This is a genomic window from Bordetella tumbae (assembly GCF_054780995.1).
This window is the reverse complement of the sequence record NZ_BAAGVG010000010.1, coordinates 236,524-262,541: the sequence shown is the minus strand read 5'-3', so window position 1 is coordinate 262,541 and position 26,018 is coordinate 236,524. Positions and strand designations below refer to the sequence as shown.

Genomic DNA, 26,018 nt, shown 5'->3' with positions numbered 1-26,018 from the left:
ATTTATTCAATCAATGAGAGTTCGCCGTCTTGATACAGGACTTTTCGGCCCAACCACGTCATGTCTACCTGCGGCAGGACTGCCGAGGGTTTGCGCAGTTCGCGCAAGAGCGTCGAGCCGTGAGACAGGCGCCCGCCCATGCGGGCAATGACGGCTTGGGCTGCCTGGTAGTCGGCGTGTCGGCCGGGGTCCAGCGTTTCTTCGAGCAGGATGTCTTGACCGAGTATGCCCTGGGCGCGTCCTGGGTAGATCATGAAACCCACGGCTTGTTCCGTGCCGTCGCTGCCGTTCTGCCAGAAACTCCCGTTGCGGGTACGGATGTCGGGATGTGCCGCGAACCAGTATGCGCCGTCGGCTGCGGGCATCGTATGATGCAGCTTGAAAAACAGGCGCATCAGGTTGTCGCGGTACCACTCGCGGACCTGCAGGTAATAACCTCGCAGGCCGGGTAGACCCATCGAATGAGCGAGTGAAATGCTGGCGGACCAATGGGGAAAGGCCTGCAACGGTAAATCAATAGCAGGGGGGCGCGGCGTTGCGGGGTCGGTTTCCCACGGCAGCCGGTGCGGGCTGTTGTCGAGGTTGTCGTAGGCGGTCGGTGGACGTCCCAGCATGCTGCCGCCGCTGCTGGCCAAAGCTGTTGCGATACACAGATTGCCTTGGACGACAAACACGTAAAACCGCGTGAACCAGTCAGCCAATTGTTGGCCATTCGCGTCTTGAGCCATCAGCATCGAGAGCTCTTGGTCAAAGCGCCGCAATCCATTTTCCAGCGTCAATAAATGCCGGCGGGCGATGCGTTGCATGCGCAGGAACAGGGGCAAGGAACGCAGTAACCGCAGTGGCCGCCAGGGCAGGATGGGTGTGGCGCCGCCGACTTCGTCAGCATAGTTCTGGGAGGAAACGCCCCAATCTGCCAAGCGGGCCAAAAAAAGGTCGTTGTTGATGTAAGACGCACCGCCATACACCGAGGTGAACGGTTCGTTGTCTTGCAGGACGCGTGGGTCCCAGCGCGCCATGATGGCGGGGATACTCGCTGCCGCACGGCGTTGGGCGTACTCGACGAATCGACTGGGCTGCGGTGGCAGAATTTCGGCAATGTTGGCCGAAGTCAAGTGCCGTCGCCAGCCATAGTCGCTGATCGGGCGGTATTGCAATAACCAGAGTTCAGTGCCATCCCATGCCCACTCGACGTCGCCCGCGACGTAATGAAAAGTTCGCAGTACCTTTTGCAGGAATGCCCACAGCATGTCGGCCGTCAGACCATGCGATGGCGCAAATTCACCTTCGCGCCACGATGCCGTCATGCGAGAAAGAATCGCGCGATGCGGCGTGACGCGGCCATCGGCCAGAGATTCCAGATGTCCTTCTACCCATTCCAGTTCCACGGATAGGTGGCGTACAAACGCGATGCCGGATATGACAGGCGTGATGAAGCGTTGGACGACGACCTCTTCAATGCCTGAGGCGGTGAGCTCTGCGATACGCGCAGGCACATCGCCGGCGCGTTCGCGTAGAAAGGTGTGATGCATCCCCGCATTGGCCGCATCGGCTTGATCCTCTCCATAACTGGAGGAACGCACTGCCCAGGCCGCGTCGGGCTGACTCAACAGGAATGGCTGCAGTCGTTCGTCGTATGGATCATTGAGTGATAGCGCTGGCGGCACAGCTTGTCCTGCCAGCGCTGCCAAACGCAGGCGTCCGCCCTTGGTATGCGCGACAAAACCGCGTTCGCCGGATTCCAACCACGATACGAATTCTGCAGGCGCATCGATCCAGGGATAATGACCCCAGCCAGGCTTCAGGCTGATGGTCAGATCTGCACGAGCCAGGATCGCAGACCATGCGGCAGCCTGTGCAATGCCCAATACATTGTCTTGATCGCCCCAGATCAGTTCGATCGGATCGGTAATCCATTCCAGCAAAGGCAGCGCCGTGTCGGCGCGCACCAAATCCCAATACGGGATAAAGGCGCGGCAGCGTGCGTATCCGCGGCCCATGCGTGCGTATTGCTGGGGAGTCCACCTCTGATTGGAAAATTTCTTTGCGAACAGCGTGGGTTTGTTCGACAACAACCAATGGATGGCTTTGCGTAGTGGCCGTGGGGACATGAGCGCAGGCAGCCGCCGTTGCCACAAAAACGCGCCGACGGGTGCGAGCAATACGCTGCGGCTGAAATGGCCCGGTTGCCGTTGCAAGGCATGCAGCACCAGCAGCGCGTTGACGCCGACGGCCATGATGGCGCTGCCTCGCTCTGTTGCGTCGAGCAAGGCTCGGGCGTATGCCGCCAGGTCATCGCAGGGAGGCGCTGGGTTGTCGCCAAAACCCGGCAGCTCCAACGGCACGGCTTGGTACTGCGTGAAGTGAGGCAGCGCATCATCCCACCAGTCCGCCGCGCCGCCATTGCCCGCTAACAAATACAGGATCGGTTTGCTGCTCATGAGCGGGCGATGCTAGGCGACGTCGCGCAGTGCGCTATCCACTGTCGGATAACGGAAGGTATATCCCGCCTGCGTGAGCCGGACGGGAACGACGCGCTGGCCATCAAAGAACAGCTGAGCCATTTCGCCTGCTGCTGCCCGTACGGGGGCGGCAGGCACATGCAGCCAAACGGGGCGCTTGAGGATCTTGCCGGCCTTGGCCGCGAACTCTGCCTGGGGCAGGGCATCGGGGGCTACGACGTTGTAGGTGCCACTCAGAGTTGTATCGTTAAAGGCGCGGGCCATGATCTGGATAACATCCTCGCGGTGGACCCAGCTCATGATCTGTTTTCCGTCGCCCATGCGGCCGCCGAATCCCAGCCGGAACGGCAACAGCAGCGGCAGCAAGGCCCCGCCCGGGCCGAATACGACGCCCAGGCGCATGACGACCTGCCGAATGCCGAGCGCCTGAACAGGCTGCGCGGACTCTTCCCAGCGCACGCATAGTTCGGCCATGAAACCTTGGCCCGCCGTGGCGTTTTCATCAAGGCTTTCATTGGCATCGCGGACGCCGTAAAACCCGATGGCCGATGCTTGTATCCAGAGTCCGGGTTTGTGCAGTGCCTTGTTCAACCAGGCGATCAAGGCCTCGGTAGTGTTGACCCGGCTAGCCAGCAATTTCGCTTTGCGCCTGGCGCTCCAGGGGCCGCCGGCAATGGGGGCGCCCGCCAGGTTGATGATGACGTCAAAGACTTCCTTGTGGCTCAAGGCGTTAATGGTGCGCACGCAGCGTGCGCGGCCATCGAATAAGTATGCAGCCTTTAATGGATCACGCGTGAACACGGTGACGGCATGGCCGGCGTCGAGTAATTGATTGACCAGGTATTCTCCGATGAACCCCGTGCCGCCGGTGATCAAGACGTTTCGATGTGAGATACCGATGAATGGATTGGGCGGTGCGCCTTTGCGTTGCAGGCGAAATGCCGCGATGCCGTCGCGGATGCCGGAGGCCGTGACGCCTATCGCGAAAAGCGTCAGTATCCAGCCTCGCCAGCCGTAATCGGCCGCCGCCAGTGCAGTGGGCAGTTGATACCACTGCATCAGCTGTGCCCCGTACAGGGCAAAAAATGCCCCCGCGTTAATCGCCAGCACGGTATGCATGATGCGTTCGATCGCGGGCAGTTTTCGAGTGCGATCCTCGACCACGAAATCCCACAGCGTCAGGCAGATTTCGAGGAAGAACAGCAATGCAATCGCGACGGCCCACGTGCCCTGAAACGCGAAATGCGCCATGCCTAGAAACAGGACGCCGTAAAAACAAGAGCGCATGGCATGAATCGATAGCTCCAGCCGCGCGCCGTACCGATAGGGCAGCGCCACCGTCAATTCGTGATGGTAAACGGTGTCCAGGGCGCCGAGAATCGCTTGTGCGATCAGCAGCGTGAGGGCCCAGTCTAGTGGCGAGAATTCAAGCATGATCAGATGAAATGCAGTTGATGTGCGATTGCTGTTTGAGGCGGGACGTCAGGTTGGTGCCGGACATCAGGAGGGACCGCCAGCCGGTGTCACATCAAGGGCGCCGGTAGTCAGTTCTGCACGTTTATCCAGCCTGTACAGCCAAAACAATGGGGGCAGCAACACCAATAGCGCAAAACTGTCGACCCACAGGTGCGACCAGATGCCCGCCTGCAGCGATATCCAGATATCCTGAGGAGCCCAGACCGCGATGCCTATCATCATCCAGCCCCAGATCGCTGGGATCTTGTAGCGGTTGCCGATATGAACCAGTCCCAGCATATAAAGCGAATAGCTTTGCAGTGTCGCGCCGAACAAGGCCAGCCACCAGATTTGCTGCGTATACGCGGGTGCGGGTGGTGCGGCATCCCAGAACGCATGTCCGATATGGTGGACATATTCATCAAGCAGCCCAGTGTGGCCTGCCCATGTCAGGGTGAGACCGGCGAGCAAGTGCACCAGGGCCGCTGCATAAAGCCAGGCAACCAGCATACGCCGAAGGTCATGGGGAGGAAACATCGTATTCGGATCCGCGAGCGTTCTTTTAATAACGCAAGTGTACCGATTACATGCTGCTCAGTGCTTGATCAGACGGAGCGGACCGACCCAGGGCGTGCAACACCGAGCGGCACCCCATTCATGCTGGCTGCGCGGAGTGGACTTACTTCACTTCGCGCAAAGGCAAGCTCACCCGCGATCCATGGTTCCCGCCAGTTCCGATTTTCAGCAAAGGCGGCCTGCCATGAGGGACTTGTCCGCAATGATCTTTGTCTGCGCCTGCGATCGACAGGCGGATACGGCTGCCTGCGGAAAAACGCCATGCCGTTGGCAACAGAGGCAGGGCGATTTGTTCGAACTGACCTGGGATTACGGGCGAGGCATCGTCCTTGCGGAAAGATCGGAACGGCCATGTCGTCCGGTAGCCGGCCGGGCAGGGCGATACTTTGCGATGCAGCAGGCGCAAAATGCCTTCCGTGACATAGCGTTCTGTTCCATCGGCTTCGATCTCGGTCAGGTAAACAAAAAGTGCTGCGTCAGGTTCGCTGCTACTGATCCAGAGGTCCGCTACGACATGGCCTGCCAACTCAGTCTGCACCGCCAACGGTTCAGACGTAAAGCTGCACATCGCGTCTGTGCGGCCTTGCCAGTCGGGGTAGTACTCGGTGCTATTGATCGCTGCGATGCGCTCGTAGCGTGTGCCCGCGCCTGTGCCGATCGAAAAATCGACTTGGTAGTCACGGTGCGAGGGTGTGGCCAGCGCAGTAGCGTCCAGGGTGTTGTTCGGGCGCAGGTAGCTCGTGCGCGTTTCCGACTCCTGGTACGGAGGCCATTCTGCTGCGCCACGCCACTGTTCTGCATGCAGTGCGTAGTAGTGAATAGGATCCTCGCTTTCCTGGCCAGTCTGCATACCGAGCAGGTAATGGTCAAAGAACCGCAAGATTTCCGCGAGCCACGGGAAATCCGCCATCTGGGTGGTGCGCCACGGAGAAATGTCGATACGGGCTCCGTGGTCCCAAGGACCCAGCAACAGATGCCGGGGATTCTTTGACAGGGTCAGGTAGCGGGAAATCGCGCCATTCATATAGCCGCCTCCATCCATCCAACCCGAGACGGAGAGCACCGCCACGTCCTCGGGAATCTGTGCCGCCAGGCTGTAGGGGCTGAAGGTGGCAGAACTGAACGTAGGGTCGTAGGGCAGGGGGTCTTCGCGAAAACGGAATTCGGGCATGAATTCAGTCTGGCGGAAATTGCCCAAATGCTGATGGATCGCTTCCTGCAACAACACGCCGTCTGGGTCTTCATCAACTGGTTGCGGTCCTTCAAAATCGGGGTTCGCATAGTAGACGAACCGATGCAGCATATCGCGGCGATCGTGGTCGAGCGCCACCATCAAGTCGTCATAGCTCTGCGTCAGGGCTTTGAGTTGAATCCCACCGGGGAAATAATTGTCGGTGTAGGTATCCCAGACAGAAAACAACGGCGCTATGGCTTTTACCGACGGATGGCGAGTGCTGGCGAGAAAGTCCGACGCCGCGCCTAGGTACGAAATCCCCGTGGCGCCGACCACGCCATTGGACCACGGCTGGACAGCAATCCAGTCGACGACTTCGTAGCTGTCATCGCGTTCGCGCGGCGATCGAAAGCTATCGCGTGTCCCAAAACTGGCACCCGTGCCTCGTACGTCAATGACGACGACGGCATAGCCGCGCGGCACGAAGTAATCCCGAAATTTAGCGGTATTCGGTGCGCATTCGCCGCTGCCGCCGGCTTTTAGCTTGAAGCGTCGATAGTAGGGCGTGAAAAGCACGATGGTCGGAAAACGCGCCGGCGCTCGATCGTCAGGAGCTGCTGAGTTGTTTTCCGGAATATAGATATCGACAGCCAAGCGGCAGCCATCGCGCATGGTCAGATAACGAGACTGAGGCGTGGACAGCCGGTAATCGGCGGGCCGTGCATCGGCATAGGCTTGGGGAGGGACGACCCAGGCGAGGTCTTCGTTCTTGGTGTAGGGCTGCATCGAATATCCTGTTGGCTGCTCGTGAAACGAGGCCGCAATGACGAGCCGGCCATCGCGGCTTTGCCCTCATATTAGGCAGGGCTCTTTTGTGACGCCAATATGCAATCTCGATGCTGGCATAGGAAAAAATGATGTTTGCTGCTGATCGGGTAACTGCATGATATAGAGGGCGAATCTTCGAAAACGGTGATTGGGGGCGTCATCGTTGAGTATGATGGGATCCTGAAATAGGAAATTCCGATGGATCTGCGACAACTCAGATATTTCACGCGCATTGTTGAACTGGAGAGCATCACCGCAGCGGCTGAAACCTTGCATATCGCGCAGCCGTCGTTGAGCCAGCATGTGGCCAATTTGGAGAATGAGCTCGAAACACAGTTGTTGTTGCGAGGGCCGGCAGGCGTGCGCGCTACGGATGCGGGCAAACTGCTGTACCGGCACGCCAAAATGGTGCTGCGGCAGGTCGAAGAGGCCAAGTCCGCGCTCAAACACGGCAGGGATACGCCCGCCGGGCATGTCACTATCGGGTTGCCCACCAGCACATCGCGTGTACTGGCGTTGCCGCTGATCGAGGCGGTAGCAGAGCATTATCCGGAAGTGTTGCTTGAAATCATCGAGGGCAGCAGCGCCGATTTGGCTGTGGCAGTGTCTCTGCACCGGATGGATATTGCCGTGGCAATGGACGTGCAACCGCAGCCCACCCGGATGACGACAACGCCGTTGTTGATGGAGAGCCTCTATCTCGTCGGCCCGGATTTGGGTGTCGAGGCGATTACGCTGCAGCAAATGGCGGAATTGCCGCTGGTGTTGCCGAGTTTTCCCAACTCGATACGTGTGCTGGCAGCTCGTGCCTTTGCCGAACAGGCGCTCTCTGCGAATCTGGTAGCTGAAACCAGTGCAGTATCCGTGCTGCTCGCGCTGGCTCGTGCAGGCCGGGGATGGACAGTGTTACCGGCATCGGCCGCGGTCGGACCCGAGGCCGACGCCGGTCAGGTGGCGTTCACTCCGATCGCTGATCAGGGCTTTAATCGCAGGGTTTCGGTATGCATGTCCTTGTCAGCTGAGAAAAGCGGTGTTTGCACGCATATTCATCGGATGCTCATCGAGGTCGCACGCAATCTGGTGCAGACCAAACGTTGGGCGGGTGTGGCCTGGCTGGCGGATGCCGGTCATCGCGCAGCCCGGACGTAATCCGCAGAGTGCCACCGAGCGCCAACTCTGCAATGCAGAAGTGGTTCACTCAACTTGAATGCCGGTACGAGAGATGAAGTCCCCCCACACCTTGGCATCGGCCTGAGCCTGTTTTCGGATGTCGTCGGCCGTGCCGGACAGCGGAATAAAGTACAGATCCTTCAGCTTCTTGTTGATCACGGGATCGGCAATAGCGGCTTGAATGGCGGCATTCAATTTGTCGACCACGGCTTGATCCAGTCCTACCGGGCCGACGATCGCGAACCAGCCGGGCATGGGGGGGACTTCAATCCCGGCTTCTTTGAGGGTGGGAACGTCAGGCAAGTCGCTGGCGCGTTGCCCGGCCAGCACGGCTAGAGGAATGACATTGCCGCCCTGAATTTGCGGCAAGGCCGAGCCGACTACGCTGGTCATGAGGTCCACTTGACCGCCAATTACGGCGTTCAATGCCGGACCCGATCCCTTATAGGGAATATGTTTGAGTTTGATACCCGCACCTGCAGCAATCATCTCCGTGGACAAGTGCGTCGAGTTGCCCGCACCGGCACTGGCAAATGTCACGGTGTCGGGGGCAGCCTTGGCTGCGGACAGCAGTTGTGAAAGCGTCTTGTACGGGCTGTTTTTCCCTGCTACCAGGACAAATGGGGTATCGACGACCGGCGAGATATAGGTGAAGTCCTTGTACGGGTCGTAGGGCAGCGACTTATACAGCGCGGGATTGAAGCTCATCTGCGATACGCCCGTCAGCAGCAGCGTGTAGCCGTCAGCAGGGGATTTCGCGACGTAAGACATGGCGACGATGCCGTTGGCGCCGGGCTTGTTTTCGACCACGATGGACGCGCCGAGCTGGGCTCCCAGTTTTTCTCCAAGCAGACGTGCCACGACATCGCCACCTGAGCCCGCTGATTGGGGCACGACCAATCTGACGGGATGATCGGGATACGCCTGTTGGGCGGCCTGTGCAGCCGACCCGAGAAAGGGCGCAGCCGCGGCCAAGAAGGAGCAGAGGAGACGGGCCCGGCGGGCTGAGCGGAACTTGAACATCGGTTTCCCTTGAGTCAATGCATTTATGCGTTTTTGTATAAAGCAGGTTTACGCAGATGCTAGAGACGGGATGATGTCAATTCAAATACCGCTTTCCTATGCGCGTATAGGTTTTTCCTTTGGCTTGGCGAGCGCGGGGAAATGACCGGCGAGCTATCCGGGAATGTTCGCCGTTTGCAGCCAGTCGCGAATGATCGCTATCACGGCTTGCGGTTTGTCCCGGTGGGGCAGGTGCCCGCACCCTTGCATAATCGCGGTCGTGGATCCCGTCAGCGCGTGAATACGGTGCATATGTTCCAGTGAGCCGTATTCGTCATTGTCGCCGTGCAGGCTCAATACGGGGCAGCGCACTTTGCTCAGATGGTTGTCCAGACTCCAGTCGGCAAAGGCAGGCGATAGCCATGTTTCTGTCCAGGCGCCCAGCACCCAGGCTGCTTTGTCGCCATGGTATTTCTTTAACCGTTCCAATTGCCCTGGCTCTGCAAACGCGATCTTGGCTTGCCGGATGCCTTCCAAGGTATGGGCTTCGGCATAGACCTGCGCGGATTCCGTAATCAAGGCAGCACAAGCGTCGGGATACAAGGCAGCACAGGCAATGCTCATCCCGCCGCCTATGCTGTGGCCAAAGGTAATGAATCGGTCAACGCCCAAGGCGTCGAGCACCGTACGAAAATCTCCGTGTGCTTCCTCGTCGACCAAGTCAACACCTACCGTACCCGGATGCGGATCCGAGCGACCAAAGCCCAGGCGGTCATAGGCAATGACCGGACGGCCGGTGGCGATGGCCAGTTGTTCGGGGAAGTCCCGCCACAGCTCCACACATCCCAGTGAGTCATGCTGCAAGACAATCGGCGTGTGACCGTCGCCAGATATGCCGGGTATCCAGTTGCGGGCGAACAGACGGCCGCCAGGGGTAGGGATAAACGTATCGTGGGTGCTGACGGTCTGCATGGGCGCTTTTCACAGAACAGATCTGTGCAGCATATCAGTTCTGGGTGCTGCCGCTTTTCATACAGCGCGGGCTCGGTTCCAGAGGCCGATTTCGCATCCAATTTTGTTATGATATAACATATCGTTTTTTCGAATCGGCCGTGATCGGTATTCATCAAAGCCCAAACGCTGGGCTGGCAGACGCGGCGCAATGAAATCCAATACCGATGTGCAAATTGAATGCAGGCCGCGACGTCGCAGCCAGTTGTTTGATCGTCCTGGCCACCGTGAGCGGGGCGGCATGGGCGGAAGACGAGGATGCCGAGCGGCGTCAACCAGGTCAGGCGGCGCATCCGTCTACGCTGTCACCAGTCGTGGTGACGGCAACCGCGTGGGAACGCAGTGAGGCAGAGGCGCCAGCGAGCGTGACCGTGATCGACGGCCAGGCGTTGCGCAGACAGCCCGTCCTGGATCTGGCTGACGCCGTGCAAGATACTGTCGGAGTGGGATTGGAAGACGCCGGCCTGGGGCGCCGGGGCATCTCGATTCGTGGCATGAGCGCAGAACACACACTGATGCTGGTCGATGGACAGCGTATCAACGCCTCGGCTTCAGCCATCTCTCATTCCGATTTCGAGCTCGGCTGGGTGCCGACCGAGGCGATCGAACGGGTGGAGGTGGTGCGAGGCCCCATGTCCTCGTTGTACGGTTCCGAGGCGTTGGGGGGCGTGGTCAATGTCATTACCCGCAAAGCTACCGACGAATGGCAGGGCTCGTTCAGCAGTTACGCGGTCTTGAATGACCATGGTCTGGATGGCAATCAGTACAAGAGCGGCTTCTATCTGGGCGGTCCCATCGTGCCGGGAACGCTGGGGTTGAATCTGTGGGGTGAATTCAATCGCCGAGCACCGCTGCACGATGCCGGCAATACGGCGTTGACGGCATTGGACGAACGGCGCGCGACGTCCGGGCATGTGGGCCTGAGCTGGACGCCCGATTCCCGGCAACGCATTGATGTGTCGGTTGATGCGGGGCACGAAGACCTGGAGGCCTATCGCAGCAATACCGACAACTCGATCTACGAGTCGGAGAATAAAGTCAATCGTCGTCGATATGCGATCTCTCATACGGGCGACTGGAGCTGGGGCGATAGCCAGATCCGGTTGTATCGTTCGACGCTCGATCGCCACGCATGGCGCAGCGACGGTGGCGATGCGACAGGTCCCAATCGTTTCACCGATACGGTGTTGGATGGGCGCGTGGGTTTTGCGCTAGGCCAGATGCACAAGCTGACCATCGGCGCCGAAACGCGGCGCGAACGATTGGAGGACCCATCTGTCAATCAGCGCGGCGTGGCGTCCTTGGATCATTACGCGTTTTTTGCCCAAGACGAAATCCTCTTCAGTGAACAATGGGAATTGGTGCTGAGCAGCCGTTTTGACCACCACGAGGACTTTGGTTGGGAGTCCAGCCCTCGGGCCTACTTGATGTTTCGCCCGACCTCGGCATGGACGGTAAAAGCAGGTTTTGGCCAAGGGTTCAAGGCGCCTACGCTCAAGCAATTGTCACCGGACTACGAGTCCCGGGCGGCCATGGGCGGACGAGGAGTCGTTCGCGGCAACCCGCAGCTGCAACCGGAAACCAACCGTTCGTATGAGCTTGGGCTGTCATATGAGCAGCCGCGCTGGTCTGCCGGCGTGACGCTGTTTCATAACGACGTGCGAAACTTGATCGAGACGGTACGGCAGCCGACTTGCTACGTACCAGGACGAGTGTGTCTCGAGTACGAGAACGTTTCTAAAGCGAGACTGCAGGGGCTGGAGTTGACTGCCGGGGTCGACGTGCTGCGCAACGTACGCCTGGATGCCAACTATACGTACCTCGATGCCCAGGATCGCACGACCGGCGAACGTTTGGCAGATCGTTCCAGGCATCGCGCCAACGCGACGTTGACCTGGGCGGTGACGGACAGGCTGGATACACGGGTGCGGACGGAATATATCGGTTCGCAATATCGCTCTGCGACGGAAAGCGATCGCCCGGGCTATACCTTGTTGCATTGGTACGTGGATTATGACGTCAATAGCCATCTGAGCCTGCATGCAGGTATTGAAAACCTGACCGATGAGCGGCTCGCCAATGACGATGCCGACATCTACGGCCGTGCCGATGAGGGACGGCGCTACTTTGCCGGTCTGACGGCGAGATTCTGATGGCCTGCTTATATCATCGCGCCTGGTGGCGTTGGCTGACTTTGGTGGTGTGTGCGGCAATGTTGCCGACGCTGTCCGTCGCGCAAGACAAGACCGTAATACAGGTGCTGCATACGGGGTTTGTTTCCGCAGAGAAGTTTCAGCGTTTGCAGCCGCTCGCTACACAGCAATCCTTGACGTTGCAGCATCTGAATGTCGAGCAGACTCCCCTCGACGTGCTTAAGCGTGCCATTGAACAGGCAACATTGCTGATATGGGATGTTCCCAGGCCCAATGACCGAGATGCCGTACAGCGGCACTTGCAAGCACTGCCGCCAAGCGCCGTTCGCCCTCGTCTGATCATCGGCGCAGGCAAGCCTGTCTGGGAGCAACTTCCGCCGCAGTACGGCAAGGCGATGGCAGCGCTTTATGCGGCTGGCGGAGCAGAGAATTTCGGTCATTTCTTTGCGTTGGCCAAGGCGCTGAGCGAGAGCGCCGAGCCGTCGTTGCCGCTGTTGGATCCCCCCGTGCGCCTACCTGCTACTGGGTTTTATCACCCGGATGCGCCGCACGTGTTCGACAATATCGATGCATACCTGCACTGGTACACCTCCGTCAGGCAGGCCGCGATGTCCAAGCCTGTTGGCGACTTGTCTTCCAGGGGGCGCATTGCCTTCCTCATTCATCAAGGGGTAGTCGCCGATCTGCTTACCCGCGAGGTGGACCAGTTGATACGGCGCAGCGAGGCCGAGGGCATGCTGCCGATGGTCTTTTGGTTCGATAGTCAGAACCCGGCCGGGTTGGCCGGGGCATTGAAAAAGGGCAACATCGATGCCCTGGTCAATCTGACTCATCTGCAAAATGGCGCGGCGCGCAGCCGGGATTTTCTGGCTCTCGATGTGCCTGTTCTACAGACGCTGCGATTTCGCGAAGGGGAGGCGAGCGCGTGGCCAGATGCGGCTAGCGGTATCGGTTCGCGCACGACGGCGGTGTTTTTGGCTGGTCCCGAGGGCTGGGGAATCAGCGACCCGCTCGTATTGTCCGCGAGCACCGCAGGGGTCAGTGATCTGCTGCCTGCACAAGTCGATGCCTTGATGGGCAAGTTGCATAGCCTTGTCGCGTTGCGCCGCACACCAGAACCACAGAAAAAACTGGCGTTGATGTTCTGGAACTATCCCGTTGGTGAAAAGAATCTGGGCGCTTCGCATTTGAATATTCCCAGAAGCATTGTGTCTATCCAGGCGGCGTTGGCTGCACGAGGGTATGCCCTGGGAAAACCGGTTGTTGAAACCGAAGTCATTGAAACGGCGCAGCGCATGCTGGGCGCGTTATATGGCACGGTGCCGCTAGAGTCGCTGCTGGATGACAATCTGGCAGCGCTCTACCCATTGGAGGATTATGAACAGTGGCTGTCGGCGTTGCCGGTTGCGCGCCAAGACGAGTTGCGGCGAGCAGGCGTTCCCGCACAGCATCAGGCGGTGAGGGAAATAAAGGGCAAGCGCTATTTTGTGATTCCGCGGTGGGAGCTCGGGCATTTGGTGGTGATGCCGCAAATGCCGCGGGCCTTTGGCGCAGGGGATCACTATCATGACCTGAGCAGTGCCCCTGACCATCTCTATATGGCAGCCTATCTGTATTTGCAGCAGCAGTATGCCGCACATGCACTGATTCATCTGGGCACGCATGGCACACAGGAATGGTTGCCCGGCAAGGATCGAGGATTGGCAGCGACTGATTATCCGTGGCTCAGTGTGGGCAGTCTGCCTGTGTTTTATCCATACATCCAGGACAACGTGAGCGAGGCTATTCAGGCTAAACGCCGCGGACGTGCTGTCATTGTCAGTCATCAGACGCCGCCTTTTGCACCTGCGGGCTTGTACGATCAATTGCGTGATTTGCATCAATGGATTCACGAGTACCAGCAACTCGACGACGGGGCGGTGCGTGAGCAAGTCAGCCACCAGATTCGCAGTGCAGCGGTTGCGGACCATCTGAACGACGATCTGGGATGGACTGCGCAACAGGCCGAACAGGACTTCGGTGGCTTTCTGCAGCAGTTGCATGATCATCTGCATGAACTGGCCCGCCGTGCCGTGCCCTTGGGGTTGCACACGTTCGGCCAGGCACCACAGGCCGAGCATCGTGTCAGCACGGTGATGCAGCAATTGGGCCGGCCGTTGTACGACGCCCTGGATATCGACCAGAACGAACAATTTGCAGGTGCACCACAAGGCTTGCAGAATAGTCCCGCTTATCGCGCTGTGGCACAGATGCTGAGCCCCGCTGGAGATGGGGTGCCATCCTCGTTGGTGGCATTCGAGCAGCGCGCTCGCGAGCTGGATGCGCATCTGCAAGACACGCAAGAGAACGACATGTTATTGGCCGGTCTGGCAGGCCGCTTTGTTGTTCCGGGTGCGGGGGGTGATCCCATACGTAATCCCGACGTACGCAGTGGTCGAAATTTGTACGCTTTCGAGGCCGACAAGATACCAACACAGGCCGCCTATGAAGCAGCGGCCACTGCCTTTGAACAACTGGTCCAGGCTTTTCAACATGAACATGCGGGGGCCTGGCCGCAAAAGCTCGCGTTCAGTCTATGGGCGTCCGAGGCGACTCGGCATCTGGGTGTGACCGAGGCGCAGGTTTTGCATGCACTGGGCTTGCGGCCGGTTTGGGATAGTGGTGGAAGGGTTGTTTCATTGGACATCATCCCCGCAGCCGAGTTGGGCCGTCCCAGGGTTGACGTGGTGGTGCAGGTCACAGGGGTGTATCGCGATCAGTTCGACAGTTTCATGCGCCTGCTGGATGACGCAATGACAAGGCTGGCCGCGTTGAACGAGCCCGGTAATCCGATTGCACTCAACAATCAGCGTACTGCCGCCGCGCTGAACGAGGCGGGCCTGTCTGCTGATGCAGCAGCCGTGGCAGCCCGTTATCGCATTTTCAGCAATGCGCCCGGCGAGTACGGAACGGGTGTGCCGCATCTGGCGCTGGACTCGACTCAATGGGACGATGACGCGGCGCTGGGGAAACAGTTCTTGCTCAGCAGCCAATATGCCTATGGCGCCAAGGGTTGGGGCGAGAGTCCGGCACAAGCCAATGTGTTTGCCGCACAGTTGCGAGGCACACAGGCAGTCATCATGTCACGTTCGTCGACCGTGCATGGCGTGCTGTCCACGGATCACCCGTTCGAGTTTCTGGGGGGACTATCGGCTGCGATCCGTCATCTCGACGGGCAGGCGCCTCAATTGATGATCTCCGACCTGCGCGATGGTCAGATCCGGACGACGGGGCTCGCCCGCTTTTTGTCTGCCGAGTTGCGCGAGCGTTACTTGAACCCGCTATGGATAGAGGCCATGCAGAAAGAGGGATATTCCGGCACGTTGCAGGTACTGAACGTGACGAACAACCTCTTTGGCTGGCAGGCAGCGGATGCCAGTACGGTGCGTGACGATCAGTGGCAGGCGCTGTTCGATACCTACGTCAGCGATACGCGAGCGCTGGGAACCCGGGAATGGTTCGAACAACACAATCCGACGGCACAGGCCCAGGTGCTGGAGCGTATGGCAGAAGCGATTCGAAAAGGGTACTGGGACGCTTCGGAGCAGACGCGCCGGGCGTTGGCAGAACGTTGGCAGGAGTTGGCGCAGCAGTTTGAGGTCGATACCGGCGCCGCGGTGACACGACAGTACATTGCGGATATGGCCCAGGGGTTCGGTCTGGACGCACGCGCTGCATCGAATGCTGTTCCCGAGACAACACCGAGCCAGCCCGACTCGCCAGCTGCAGAGTCGCCGCAGCCTGTTCAGGGGCAAGTCCTGGAGCCCGTCGAGCCCGCTGCGGTTTCCGAGGACGTTTCGTCCCGGTGGGTATTGATGCTGATGCTGATTTTGCTCGGTAGCGGTGCATTGCGTCAGGGATTGCGTAGCCGGCATCTCAGCCGCGCTATGCGATAACACATCGTCTCAGAGGGTTTATGTCTTTTTTTGCAGAAATCGAAACGCTGCTATATGCCGTGTCGCGTGTTTTTTTGGCCCCGGTGATGCTGTTGATCGCTGTGGCTTTGGGTTATGCCTTGTTCATGTTGGGAGCGTTTGCCGTCGAGGCCTGGCAGCGGCGGCGGTCCTCTTATCCTCGTGCGTTGTTTGTGTTTGCCGCTAGGGCAACACACGGGAAGGGCGGTGGGATGACCAGCGACGACATTGAGCTGTGGATCATGAGGCAACTGGAATGGCTGCGGATTGTGTCACGCTCTGCGCCGATGCTGGGACTGATTGCCACCATGATTCCCATGGGGCCGGCATTGCTGGCGCTGGGCAATAACGACGGCGCAACCGTGGGCCGCAATATGGTCGCTGCGTTCTCCGCTGTCATCCTGGCGTTGTTGGCAGCGAGTATCTGCTTCTTTATCCTGACGATACGCCGGCGTTGGTTATTGCAGGATCTACGCGACCTCGAGCGCCAGCGCCAAGACAAGGGAGGGTTGTGATGCGCTTCCTGGATGATGACGAAGCCAATGATCCCATGTTGTCAGTCGTCAATCTGATTGACTTGTTCCTGGTGATCATTGGCGTGCTGATGGTGGTGATTGCCGAGAACCCATTGAGCCCGTTTTCACAAGACAAGGTCGTCGTGGTCGAAAATCCTGGTCAGTCGGATATGCGTATCACAATCAAAGAAGGTCAGGAGTTGACTCGATATGAGTCAAGCGGCGAAGTCGGACAAGGGCAGGGAGCGCGGGCGGGCGTTACGTACCGTCTAGATGATGGGCGCATGATCTATGTGCCGGAGCGCTGACTTGCTGACGAGATGGTGATCCGGTTGAGACGGGCTTGGCACATGTTTCATGGAAAATCTCGATTTCGGGACGCCTGTATGCCGCGCATTGGCGTGCTCGATCAGCGCATCGATGAAAACCCGGACACGGGCGGGCGGCGTGCGGCTCGAATACATGGCATATAGCGTGATCGGAGCAAGCCGCCACGTGGGCAGAACTGGTATCAATGATTCGTCGATCTTTGTCGAGAGTGGCAAGGCCACAATACCTGCGCCTTCGCATGCGAGGCGATGTGCCAGGTTCATGTCGCTGAGACCGAGACGGCTTTGGGGCTCGATGACGAGCGGCTGTCCAGCGCTGCGAAAGGCCCAACTGACGAGCTCTTTACATAGGTCCGCATAAACGCAGTCATGCAGCGTCAATTCACTGGGATGTTTGGGCATCCCTCGTTTTTTGAGATAGTGTTCAGACGCATAAAGGCCAAAGTCGATCTGAGCGACGCTGCGTGCGACGAGATCGCTATTGATCTGTGTCCCCCAGCGCAAGGCGACGTCGAAATCGCGATGCTGTTCCCATTGGAGGCCGTGGTGATAGTCATAGCGAAACTGCAATTCAGGCCAGGCGCGCGCAAACTGTGGAATGAACGCGGGCAGTTCAATGGCGTCCAGCATGTCCGGCAACAATACCTTGAGAGTGCCGCGTGGCTGCGCGCCATGGTCCAGCAATAGGTCTTGTGCGTCCTGCGCCTGCTCAATGAGCTGATGGCAGTGTTCGTAATAGAGTTTTCCCGCCTCCGTCAGCAGGATACGCCTTGTGGTGCGCGACAGGAGCTGTACGCCCAGGCGTTCCTCCAGCATGCTCAGACGGCGTGATACGGTCGATGCGGGCATGCCTGTCTGCTCCGCGGTGCGGGAGATGCTGCGTTGTTTCGCAACTTGTACGAAGACCGCAATGTCGTTGAAGTTAAAGTCGAGACCTGATCCGGTTCGTTCCATGACATTAGCCCTTTTTGAGGTCGATGACGGATATACGCAATGAAATTGCGCGGCAGCATTGATGTAAGCAACGATCAAGGGCCACAGCCCAGTTGCCGATGGGTGTCACTGTAGAGCGGCGCCGCTGTCAGAGCGGTGACATCAAACTGACGATTCATGGTCAGAAAGCTGACAGAGATGTCAAGAAAATCGATATCGAGTTGATTCCCGGCGGGGGGCCATACCAGGTCGGCACCACGCTGTGCTCCCGCGATGGGGACTTTGGGCTTTTCTGACAAAACTGTCAGTCGCCGGTCAGTCGAGCGACTGAGATTGTCTTGTAGACTCGCCTGCCTCGGGCAGTTCGGCTCTTGGATTGCTCACTTTTCTACGGGATAGACGCAAGTGTTCCTATTGGCAGCGGGTCTGATCGGTTTTTACGTGGCGTGGCGTTATGTATGGCAACTGAGGCTAGGCCTCATGGCAAAGGCCGTGTTGACAATGGCGGTCTTGATCGTGGCTGAACATCAATGGTTGGTCAGCCAGTTCGCCGGAACCATGGCGTCGCCGGAAAGTCCGCGTTGGCTCATCATCGGGTTGGGTGTCGGTTATGGTGCGTTGATCCTGCTGGCATGTTTCCTGCTGATCAAGGATGTGCTTGGCGGGGTGCTGTATCTGGTTTCCAGGCCTGTCGGAAAGCGTTTGCTGGCTGGACGCAGACTGCCCCATTTCATGGCGGTATCGGCTCTGGCGCTAGGTGCGTGGGGGACATCGCAGGCCGTCCGCGTGCCGGATGTGCGCAAATTTGAACTATCCGTCGCAGGATTGGCGTCGGAGTTTGATGGCTATCGTATTGTCCATCTGACCGATTTGCACATCAGCCGTCTTCTGCATCGTCCCTGGGTGGATGCTGTGGTGGATGAGGCGAATGCATTGAATCCCGATCTTATCTTGATTTCCGGGGATCTGGTGGATGGCACGCCGCAGACGCGTCGCAATGATGTTCCGCCCTTGGGGCGCTTGTCCGCCAGAGACGGTGTGTACGCCGTCGCGGGGAATCACGAATACTACGCCGCCTTTTCGCAGTGGATCGGGACCTTTCGTGAGTTGGGAATTACGGTCCTGGAAAATGAGCACACATTGATCCGTGCGGGGGCCGGCGAGCTGGTCATCGCGGGCGTGCCTGATCTGGTCGGTCCGCGTCATGGCCAGATCGGCCCCGATGTGGTCAAGGCTTTGGTGGGCAGACCGCAAGGCGCGCCTGTCATTCTGATGGATCATCGCCCCGGCAATGCCAGAAATAATCGCGCACAAGGTGTGGACCTGCAACTGTCAGGCCACACCCACGGCGGCCATATTCGTGGTTTCGATTTGCTCGTGGCGCGTTTTAATGCCGGATTCGTGTCAGGTCTTTACGATGTCGATGGCATGTCGTTGTATGTGAGCAATGGCGCTGGCCTGTGGCCCGGCTTTCCGCAGCGTATCGGGCGCCCCTCGGAAATCACGGAAATTACGTTGCGGCGGCGGTCGTAGCGGATACTGGCGTGGTGTCAGTGCGGTGCTGGCTCGGCAATTCCCGGGACGCCTTTTCGAATTTCCTGCGAGAAATTCGCGATGTCCTGGTTGGCCAGCGCGCGCTGAGTGTAGTGACCGGCGCGTCGATAGGCCTCGACACTATCGGCCCCGGACAGCGCGTCCAGTTCGTACATGTATTCGGGGAGATAACCGGATAGCAATAGCCGGCGATCCAGGGGCAGGCCAGGTACGATCTGTTTGGCCAGCTGATAGATGATGGTGGTGCAGTTGGCCGTGACGGTATTGTAGAAACGAGGGTGGTCTTGCAGTTGGTTGGCCGTGTCCAGGTACGACAGGAACAGCGCCCGGGCGGCATCCGGGGGCATTTGTATTCGATATAGGTAGCCTTCCTCGCCGCGTACGTTGGTGCGCACGCGCAGGCTGTCTTCTTCGGTAGAGGCGAGTACCGCCAATTCATATTGACGGAAAAATCCTCCGATTTCTGAGAATTTATCGCCCTGCTTGCGGCGGATCTCGACAGAGAAGATCACATATTGCCCATCAGAGAAGCCAAACGACACCATGGTGTGGGCAATGGCCGGGCGGCCCCAGTATGACAACGCCATATCGACGGATTGCAGCTTGCTCAGGTCATAGGTGCGTGTTTCCCAACGCGGGTCGTAGTCGGTCCTGGAGCGCCATTCGAAATTGCGTACGTTGTGCAGCGTGGCCAGATTGCCGTTGACGGATCCGTGAGTTTGCTCGGCGACCTCTGGCATCCATTCCCGCGTATTCGATGGGCGCACGCCCAGCCACCACCATGCCTGCATCACAATCCATGCGGCTGCGAACAGGGCGAGGGGGAGATAGGTTCCCCGTATTACGCCCACGATCGCAGCGATCGCCAGCACGGTCCATACAGCAACGAAAATAATGCGCACGGGTGCCTGAAACCACAGCGCAAGCGCTCCCCAGAATGCTACGGCCAACACCGCGAGCACAATCACTGTGTGTAAGAGCATGGTTTTTGTTTTCCGTTTCACGGCAGGATTTTTGTGTGAGGCGCCGAGCGGTCAGCGGGCGCCGAGGTGGCCATGGATGCTCACGGCGTCTCGCGAGAGGCTGGTGTTTCTGTATGGTGCGAGGTGGCTTCGCGATCCTGGGCGCGCCAGCCGGCTCGCATGGCAGCGATCTTTCGAATTGCTGACTGCGAGACTTTCCACCATCCAAACGGGCGCGGGTCGGCCAGCATGCTCACGGCTCGCGCGTAGTCCAGTATCAGGCCTGGCGTCCAGGCCATCGTCACCGCGCGCTTGCGGATCTGGGCTGCTACCCAGAGTTCCGGGGTGATCAGCAGGCGCAGCAGGACGGGCCATCCGGCGTTGGGACCATGCAAGTACCCCACGGCCCCGTCTACTGCAGCCTCCAGCGCTCTCGCAACGGAAGTCGAGCAATTACGGTATGTCAGGTTATAGGTGGTGTTTTGCCGGTACTCGTCCCAGAACGCCTGCAGCTTGGCGGGATCGTAGTTACGTATGCGGACTTGAACGGTGGATGGGCACCAGGCCTTGGATTCGGTGGCATAGTCCGGCTGGAACGTGCCAGGAACGTTGTTGGCGTCTGTTGCGCGCAGCAGATTGCCGAATTGCTCGGGAGAGTGATCGATTTCCTGAGCGGGATAGAGACTGACGTATACGCCTTCGGGAGATTCCAGCGCCGCATGGCCGGTGGATACCACGCCGTTGACGTCAACGGCGGCGATATAGCGATTTACCAAAAGATAGTTCCGGGTTTCCGACTTCGCGGATCCGGAGGGAGTCCAAATGTGCACCGTCAGGGCATGGTCCGAGTCTGCCGGCGGGCCGTCATAGGTAGTGGGCCTGGGATTGGCGACCTTGGTCGGCATGAAATCGGGGTGGGCGTTTGTCGCCAGAGCCGGATTGGATTTCAGGCTGCGGACACGGCGAGCCAAGGCCACGAGTTTCAAACCGGCAAAGATCAGGAACAGCGCGATGCAGTACGGAACAGTGCCTACATAATGCGTGGGATAGGGCTGGAAAAAGAAAATCGCAAGCAGGATTTCGGCAATGCCCGAGGCGAGCACATAACGCCATCGGCGATATCGCACGACATAGGCAGAGATGCTCTGCATCAGCCCGTCCGCCAGGAACAGCAGGCCGAAAATCATCGACAGGACAAAATGGCCGTGATGATGGCCAGCCAATACCAAGATGCCGGCTAATAATACGAAAATGCCCTTGGCGTAGCGCAACACACGTTGGCCGCCCACGCCGGATTGCGCAATGAGCAGAGTGGAGACGCCGTCGATGATGAACAATAGGGCAAAGAGCTCTAGCGGGAAGTAGGCGACACCATCCGTGGCATCGATCAGGACGACCACCCCCACCAATACCAATAGATAACCGGTGATGACAAGGGCTCTTGCGCGTTTGTGCAAATAGTCCAAACCCAACAGCAATAGAACCAGCTTACCCATGGTCTTCAGCGCCCCAGTGTGAAAATATTTGGGGAAATCTTACATGCTAATGGGCAGGTGTCATAGGCGAAGACGGGCGAGCGTGTCGCAGTGCGGAAACATTCATCCCTCGCCCGTATGCCAGCGCTCTCTACGCCTTATGAGCTCGATAGCTTGCCTTGTACGCGTTGCGCGACGTCAGCCGGCACCCATTTTGTCCAGATATCCGGGTAGGTCTGCAAGAAATAGAGAGAGGCTTCTTCGAGTTCCAGGCCCTCGTTCTCCATGTGTCCCAATGTGGCCGTCAGCTTTTCTTCGGGTACGTTGACCTTGGCGAGAAAGGCGGTCAATTGCGGTGCGCGCTGCGCAAATTGGCTGTTGACCGCTGTCACGACGGGATACTCGGCCAGGCCCGTGGGTTGAGGGCTTTCGCATTTCGGGTCGGTGATGCATGCCAAGGCTTTCTCATCCACAGGCGGCATTTTCAGCTTGACGAGATCCAGCGAGCCGACGAGCGAGGTGGGTGTCCAGTAATAGAACACAATGTCTTTCTTGCGTTTATAGGCCGAGGTGATCGCGGCGCGCTGCGCGGCAGCGTTGCCGGGTGAGTACACCAGGTATTCGTCTTGCAGGTTGAAGGCCTTCAGCAGATTGGCATTGATGGTGCCGCAGGTCCAGCCCGCCGCGCAGCCGTAGATGCGCCCTTTACCGGGATCCTCATTGTCGATGAAGGCCTCATGCAGGCCCTTGAGGTCGGTGGCGTTGCGCAGCTGCGGGAATTTTTCGGCCGTGTAGCGAGGCACGTACCAGCCATCGGTCCCGGTAAAGACAGTGCCGACGGCTTTGATTTTGCCTGCGGCGATGGCTTCGTCCCAGGGCTCTTGCATCTGGGTGATCCAGATTTCGCTATTGATATCGACATCACCGCGTTGTAGCGCGGCAAACATGGGCAAGGTGTCGCCCTGTTCGACTTGGGTCTGGCAGCCATAGCCGTGTTCGACAATGTAGCGTTCGACGTTGACCAATATCTGATTCGATTCCCAATTCATTCCGCCGAATTTCATCGGTCTGTCGAGTTCGCAGGTGGGAGACTGTGCATGAGCACTGACGCTCATTACTGTCCCGATCGCGACGCCGACAGCGGCCAAAATGGGTTTGATGCGTAGATATTGAGTCATTAATCGATGTTCCCTGTCTTCCGTGGCAAAGGGGGCGATGGTAGCAGATGCCGATTTTTCGCTCGCATTTCACGCGCAATGCGGACAACAGGAGACAGCAAATACATGTGCTATTTCACATATTTTTGCAGCAGCTTCGTCATCGTTTCGAGTCGCGCTGCGAGCATCGCATGCAGGTCCCGTACTGCAGGGGAAAATTGCCTGCGATGCGGGCAAATCAGGCTGAGCGGCGCGGCCTCGCCAGGTTGATCGGGAACCAGGATCTTGAGCCGGCCAGCTGTGACGTCGTTGCAGACATCAAGCCATGATTTGTAGGCAATACCATGTCCTTCAACGGCCCAGCGCCGTGCGATATCCCCATCGTCGCAAAGCAAGTCTCCCTTGACGGTGATCTGCCGCCGCACGCCAGCCGCGGGGAATATCCATCTGTCATAGGCCTTGCTGTTCAAAAAGTAGGTCAGGCATTTGTGTTGCATCACATCGTCCAGTGTCGTTGGACGGCCATGACGAGCGATATACGAGGGGGAGGCGACCAGCACGCGTCGATTGTTGCTGGCCAGGGGCAAGGCGACATAACTGGCGTTGTCGGGTTGTCCATAGCGGATGGCAATGTCGATGGGGTCGCGAAAAATGTCTGCTACATGATCGGACAGGAATAGCTTGAGAACCAGTTTGGGATGGGCTTGCCGAAACTCGGTGATCCAGGGCAGCAGCACATTTCGTCCCAGGTCCGAGGGCAGCGCCAGGCGTAGCGTGCCTTGTAATGTCTGGCGTTCCCCGTGCAGCCGTTCATGCCCTTCGCGTAACATCGACAGGGCCTCTTCCGCGTAGGGCAGGTACTTGGCGCCTTCGTCTGTGAGTTTCAGGCTGCGCGTCGAGCGGGCGAACAGGCGTATTTCCAGTTCGTCTTCCAGGCGCTGGATCGCGGTGCTGACTTGGTTAGGCGTCAGAGACGATTCGCGCGCGGCACTGGAAAAGCTGCCCAGTGCGGCCGATCTCACAAATAGCTCGAGATCATCGATTTTGATCATTTTCTTGAAAATATTAAAAGTCCTGTTGGATTTTCCTACTTTTTCGGGAAATGAAAATGGTGGAATATCCCTTCATGCGCTGACGGTGGTTTCCCCGCCGCCGGCTTGATTTGACTTCTGATCCGGAACAATCATCATGAAAGCTATTGTGTATACCCAGCACGGTTTGCCGGCCAGCGATCCGAAATCCCTGTTCGAAACGGATCTGCCTCAGCCCACACCGGGCCCTCGTGATTTGCTGGTCAAGATCCGGGCGATTGCGGTCAACCCGGTCGATACCAAAGTGCGTGCCGGCGCGCCGACCGATCAGCCGCGTATTCTGGGCTGGGATGCCGTGGGCGTGGTCGAAGCCATCGGGAGCGAGGTGTCTTTGTTTCAGCCGGGTGACGAAGTCTATTACGCGGGCTCTATCGCACGGCCTGGCTCGTACGCCGAATATGGCTTGGTTGACGAGCGTATCGCTGCCGAAAAACCTCGCACTCTCGCGGACGACGCTGCGGCAGCACTGCCACTGACCTCGTTGACGGCCTGGGAGCTATTGTTCGACCGGCTGGGTGTCGAGGAAGGCGGCGGTGACGGCGATGCGTTATTGATCGTGGGCGCAGCAGGCGGCGTTGGCTCGATATTGACGCAGCTCGCCGCGAAGTTGACCCGATTGCGGGTCATCGGCACCGCTTCGAGGCCAGAGACAACCCAATGGATCCGTGATCTGGGTGCGCATGATGTGATTGATCATACGCAGCCGCTGTTAGAGGGGTTGCGAGCCATCGGTGTGCCTCAAGTGCGTTACGTGGCGAGTCTGACGCACACGGGCAGCCATTATCCGCAATTGATCGAAGCCTTGGCGCCGCAGGGCAAGCTGGGCGTGATCGACGACCCAGAGACGCTGGATGTCATGCCGCTCAAACGCAAGGCCATCTCGTTTCACTGGGAGCTGATGTTCACGCGCGCCCTGTTCGAAACGCCGGACATGGTGCGTCAACACGAGATCCTGACCAACGTGGCGAGACTGATCGATGAAGGCACATTGCGTACTACGCTCGGGGGGCATCTGGGTCAGATCAACGCAGAGAATCTGCGCCGGGCACATACGTTGATCGAGAGCGGCCGCTCTCGCGGAAAGATCGTGCTGGAGGGCTTCTGAACGCCCGACGCAACGGGCGTCGATGAGGCTTCGTCCAGAGGCTGCGCGATGAGCGCCTGCAGCAATGTCTCGCGGCTGGCGCTCATTGTGCCCGGTTCAATCGGCTTGAATCCCGGCTGCCTTGATGACTTTGCCCCATTTATCCAGGTCCGACTGGATCAGGTTGGCGTAGTCTTGCGGCGTGCCGCCTTGGACCTCGATACCTGCGGCTGCGAGTTTGGCGCGTACGTCAGGCATTTTGAGCGCGTCATTGATGGCGGTGTTGAGCTTGTTGATGATCTCTTTGGGCGTGCCGGCTGGAGCAAGAAAGCCTCCGTTGGTGTTGGCGTTATAGCCCTTGAAACCTTGCTCATCCGCCGTCGGTACGTCCGGCAAGGCTTTGCTGCGTTGTAGCGTCGAGATGCCTACGGCGCGGACTTTGCCGGATTTCACTTGTTCCTGAATGGCGCTGAGCGTGTCGATGTACAGCGCGGTGCGGCCGGCCAGCAAATCGGGATGCGCGGCCGACGAACCCTTGTAGGGTACGAGCAGCATGGGCGCACCGCTGGCCATTTTGAACATTTCCGCCGCCATTTCCTGTGCGCTGCCACGGCCGGAGGTCGCGACTTTGGCTTCGTCGGGATTGGCTTTCATCCATGCCACGAGCTCAGGCAAGGTCTTGGCGGGCAGCTTGGGGTAGATCGCGAAGACCAGTGGAATGACGTGAGAGTAAACAATGGGCTCGAAGCTCTTTTGCGGATCCCAGCCCAGGTCTTTGAACAGGAACTTGTTGATATTGTGGCTGCCGCCCACGATGCCGATGGTGTAGCCATCAGGCTTGGAGTTTGCCAGCAATTCCGTGCCCAGGTTGTTCGAGGCACCGGGACGGTTGTCGACGACGACGGCTTGTCCCAGCGATGCAGTGAGCTTTTCACCGACGACGCGAGCGATCAGATCGATGCCGCCGCCGGGAGGCGCGGGAACGATGATCTTGATGGGATGGTTGGGATATGCAGCCTGCGCGGAAACGAGGCTGGGTGCGATGGCCAAGCTGGCTGAGATTGCCAGCGCTTTGAACATATTGGTGAACTGCATGGTGTCTCCTCGGGTTGTTACTCAACTCTCATAAAGCAC

General features: G+C 58.7%; 20 protein-coding genes. 7 read left to right on the top strand and 13 right to left on the bottom strand.

Going from position 1 to position 26,018, the window contains the following annotated elements; genetic code table 11:
• Positions 1 to 2: 2 nt before the first annotated feature.
• The 4 genes from ACYVI2_RS08435 to ACYVI2_RS08420 all read right to left on the bottom strand — a co-directional run bounded on the left by ACYVI2_RS08435 (position 3) and on the right by ACYVI2_RS08420 (position 6,453).
• The gene (locus tag ACYVI2_RS08435) at positions 3 to 2,441 is read right to left on the bottom strand and encodes an alpha/beta hydrolase (protein ID WP_415821643.1); all 2,439 of its coding nucleotides are present in this window, start codon (positions 2,439 to 2,441) and stop codon (positions 3 to 5) included.
• Positions 2,442 to 2,453: 12 nt separating this feature from the next.
• Positions 2,454 to 3,896: a TIGR01777 family oxidoreductase gene (locus tag ACYVI2_RS08430; RefSeq protein WP_415821642.1), complete on the bottom strand. Its 1,443-nt coding sequence runs from the start codon at positions 3,894 to 3,896 to the stop codon at positions 2,454 to 2,456.
• A gap of 66 nt (positions 3,897 to 3,962) precedes the next feature.
• The gene (locus tag ACYVI2_RS08425; RefSeq protein ID WP_415821641.1) at positions 3,963 to 4,454 is read right to left on the bottom strand and encodes a cell division protein; all 492 of its coding nucleotides are present in this window, start codon (positions 4,452 to 4,454) and stop codon (positions 3,963 to 3,965) included.
• A gap of 142 nt (positions 4,455 to 4,596) precedes the next feature.
• Entirely contained in the window at positions 4,597 to 6,453 is a 1,857-nt protein-coding gene (locus ACYVI2_RS08420) for a CocE/NonD family hydrolase (protein WP_415821640.1), read from the bottom strand.
• Positions 6,454 to 6,693: 240 nt separating this feature from the next.
• Here ACYVI2_RS08420 and ACYVI2_RS08415 point away from each other — a divergent pair, with 240 nt between their 5' ends.
• Positions 6,694 to 7,644, top strand: a complete 951-nt coding sequence (locus ACYVI2_RS08415) for a LysR substrate-binding domain-containing protein (protein WP_415821639.1) — start codon at positions 6,694 to 6,696, stop codon at positions 7,642 to 7,644.
• 45 nt (positions 7,645 to 7,689) lie between these two features.
• Here the strand turns inward: ACYVI2_RS08415 and ACYVI2_RS08410 are convergent, their stop codons facing one another.
• Both ACYVI2_RS08410 and ACYVI2_RS08405 read right to left on the bottom strand, forming a co-directional pair.
• A complete protein-coding gene (locus ACYVI2_RS08410; RefSeq protein WP_415821638.1) occupies positions 7,690 to 8,688 on the bottom strand; it encodes a Bug family tripartite tricarboxylate transporter substrate binding protein in 999 nt (332 codons plus the stop codon).
• A gap of 153 nt (positions 8,689 to 8,841) precedes the next feature.
• A complete protein-coding gene (locus ACYVI2_RS08405; RefSeq protein WP_415821637.1) occupies positions 8,842 to 9,639 on the bottom strand; it encodes an alpha/beta fold hydrolase in 798 nt (265 codons plus the stop codon).
• A gap of 206 nt (positions 9,640 to 9,845) precedes the next feature.
• Between ACYVI2_RS08405 and ACYVI2_RS08400 the strand changes: the two genes are divergently transcribed.
• The 4 genes from ACYVI2_RS08400 to ACYVI2_RS08385 are packed head-to-tail and all read left to right on the top strand — an operon-like array spanning position 9,846 to position 16,607.
• A complete protein-coding gene (locus tag ACYVI2_RS08400) occupies positions 9,846 to 11,831 on the top strand; it encodes a TonB-dependent receptor domain-containing protein (RefSeq protein ID WP_415821636.1) in 1,986 nt (661 codons plus the stop codon).
• On the top strand, positions 11,831 to 15,766 hold the full coding sequence (gene cobN / locus ACYVI2_RS08395; protein WP_415821635.1) for a cobaltochelatase subunit CobN: 3,936 nt from the start codon (positions 11,831 to 11,833) through the stop codon (positions 15,764 to 15,766). Before ACYVI2_RS08400 ends, cobN begins: the two co-directional genes overlap by 1 nt.
• A 20-nt stretch (positions 15,767 to 15,786) precedes the next feature.
• On the top strand, positions 15,787 to 16,299 hold the full coding sequence (locus ACYVI2_RS08390; protein ID WP_415821634.1) for a MotA/TolQ/ExbB proton channel family protein: 513 nt from the start codon (positions 15,787 to 15,789) through the stop codon (positions 16,297 to 16,299).
• Positions 16,299 to 16,607, top strand: a complete 309-nt coding sequence (locus tag ACYVI2_RS08385) for a DUF2149 domain-containing protein (protein ID WP_415821633.1) — start codon at positions 16,299 to 16,301, stop codon at positions 16,605 to 16,607. Before ACYVI2_RS08390 ends, ACYVI2_RS08385 begins: the two co-directional genes overlap by 1 nt.
• Here ACYVI2_RS08385 and ACYVI2_RS08380 read toward each other — a convergent pair.
• Positions 16,569 to 17,582 (bottom strand): LysR family transcriptional regulator, encoded by a 1,014-nt coding sequence (locus tag ACYVI2_RS08380; RefSeq protein WP_415821632.1) that lies wholly within the window; start codon positions 17,580 to 17,582, stop codon positions 16,569 to 16,571. The two genes, ACYVI2_RS08385 and ACYVI2_RS08380, sit on opposite strands and share 39 nt — an antisense overlap.
• 74 nt (positions 17,583 to 17,656) lie before the next feature.
• Positions 17,657 to 17,860 (bottom strand): hypothetical protein, encoded by a 204-nt coding sequence (locus tag ACYVI2_RS08375; RefSeq protein WP_415821631.1) that lies wholly within the window; start codon positions 17,858 to 17,860, stop codon positions 17,657 to 17,659.
• 106 nt (positions 17,861 to 17,966) lie between these two features.
• Between ACYVI2_RS08375 and ACYVI2_RS08370 the strand changes: the two genes are divergently transcribed.
• Complete coding sequence (locus tag ACYVI2_RS08370) at positions 17,967 to 19,094, top strand: metallophosphoesterase (protein ID WP_415821630.1); 1,128 nt, start codon at positions 17,967 to 17,969, stop codon at positions 19,092 to 19,094.
• A 17-nt stretch (positions 19,095 to 19,111) separates the two neighbouring features.
• On the opposite strand, the gene ACYVI2_RS08365 is transcribed toward ACYVI2_RS08370, so the two are convergent.
• From ACYVI2_RS08365 to ACYVI2_RS08350, 4 genes are all read right to left on the bottom strand, one after another.
• A complete protein-coding gene (locus tag ACYVI2_RS08365) occupies positions 19,112 to 20,098 on the bottom strand; it encodes an Lnb N-terminal periplasmic domain-containing protein (protein WP_415821629.1) in 987 nt (328 codons plus the stop codon).
• Positions 20,099 to 20,178: 80 nt separating this feature from the next.
• Positions 20,179 to 21,573: an HdeD family acid-resistance protein gene (locus tag ACYVI2_RS08360; RefSeq protein WP_415821628.1), complete on the bottom strand. Its 1,395-nt coding sequence runs from the start codon at positions 21,571 to 21,573 to the stop codon at positions 20,179 to 20,181.
• A 137-nt stretch (positions 21,574 to 21,710) separates the two neighbouring features.
• A complete protein-coding gene (locus ACYVI2_RS08355; RefSeq protein ID WP_415821627.1) occupies positions 21,711 to 22,730 on the bottom strand; it encodes an ABC transporter substrate-binding protein in 1,020 nt (339 codons plus the stop codon).
• Between the two features lie 110 nt (positions 22,731 to 22,840).
• Positions 22,841 to 23,761, bottom strand: a complete 921-nt coding sequence (locus ACYVI2_RS08350; protein WP_415821626.1) for a LysR family transcriptional regulator — start codon at positions 23,759 to 23,761, stop codon at positions 22,841 to 22,843.
• A gap of 136 nt (positions 23,762 to 23,897) precedes the next feature.
• Between ACYVI2_RS08350 and ACYVI2_RS08345 the strand changes: the two genes are divergently transcribed.
• Positions 23,898 to 24,905 carry a zinc-binding alcohol dehydrogenase family protein gene (locus ACYVI2_RS08345; RefSeq protein WP_415821625.1) on the top strand — a complete coding sequence of 336 codons (1,008 nt, stop codon included), beginning with the start codon at positions 23,898 to 23,900 and terminating at the stop codon, positions 24,903 to 24,905.
• Between the two features lie 96 nt (positions 24,906 to 25,001).
• Here the strand turns inward: ACYVI2_RS08345 and ACYVI2_RS08340 are convergent, their stop codons facing one another.
• On the bottom strand, positions 25,002 to 25,979 hold the full coding sequence (locus ACYVI2_RS08340) for a Bug family tripartite tricarboxylate transporter substrate binding protein (RefSeq protein ID WP_415821624.1): 978 nt from the start codon (positions 25,977 to 25,979) through the stop codon (positions 25,002 to 25,004).
• Positions 25,980 to 26,018: the final 39 nt, after the last annotated feature.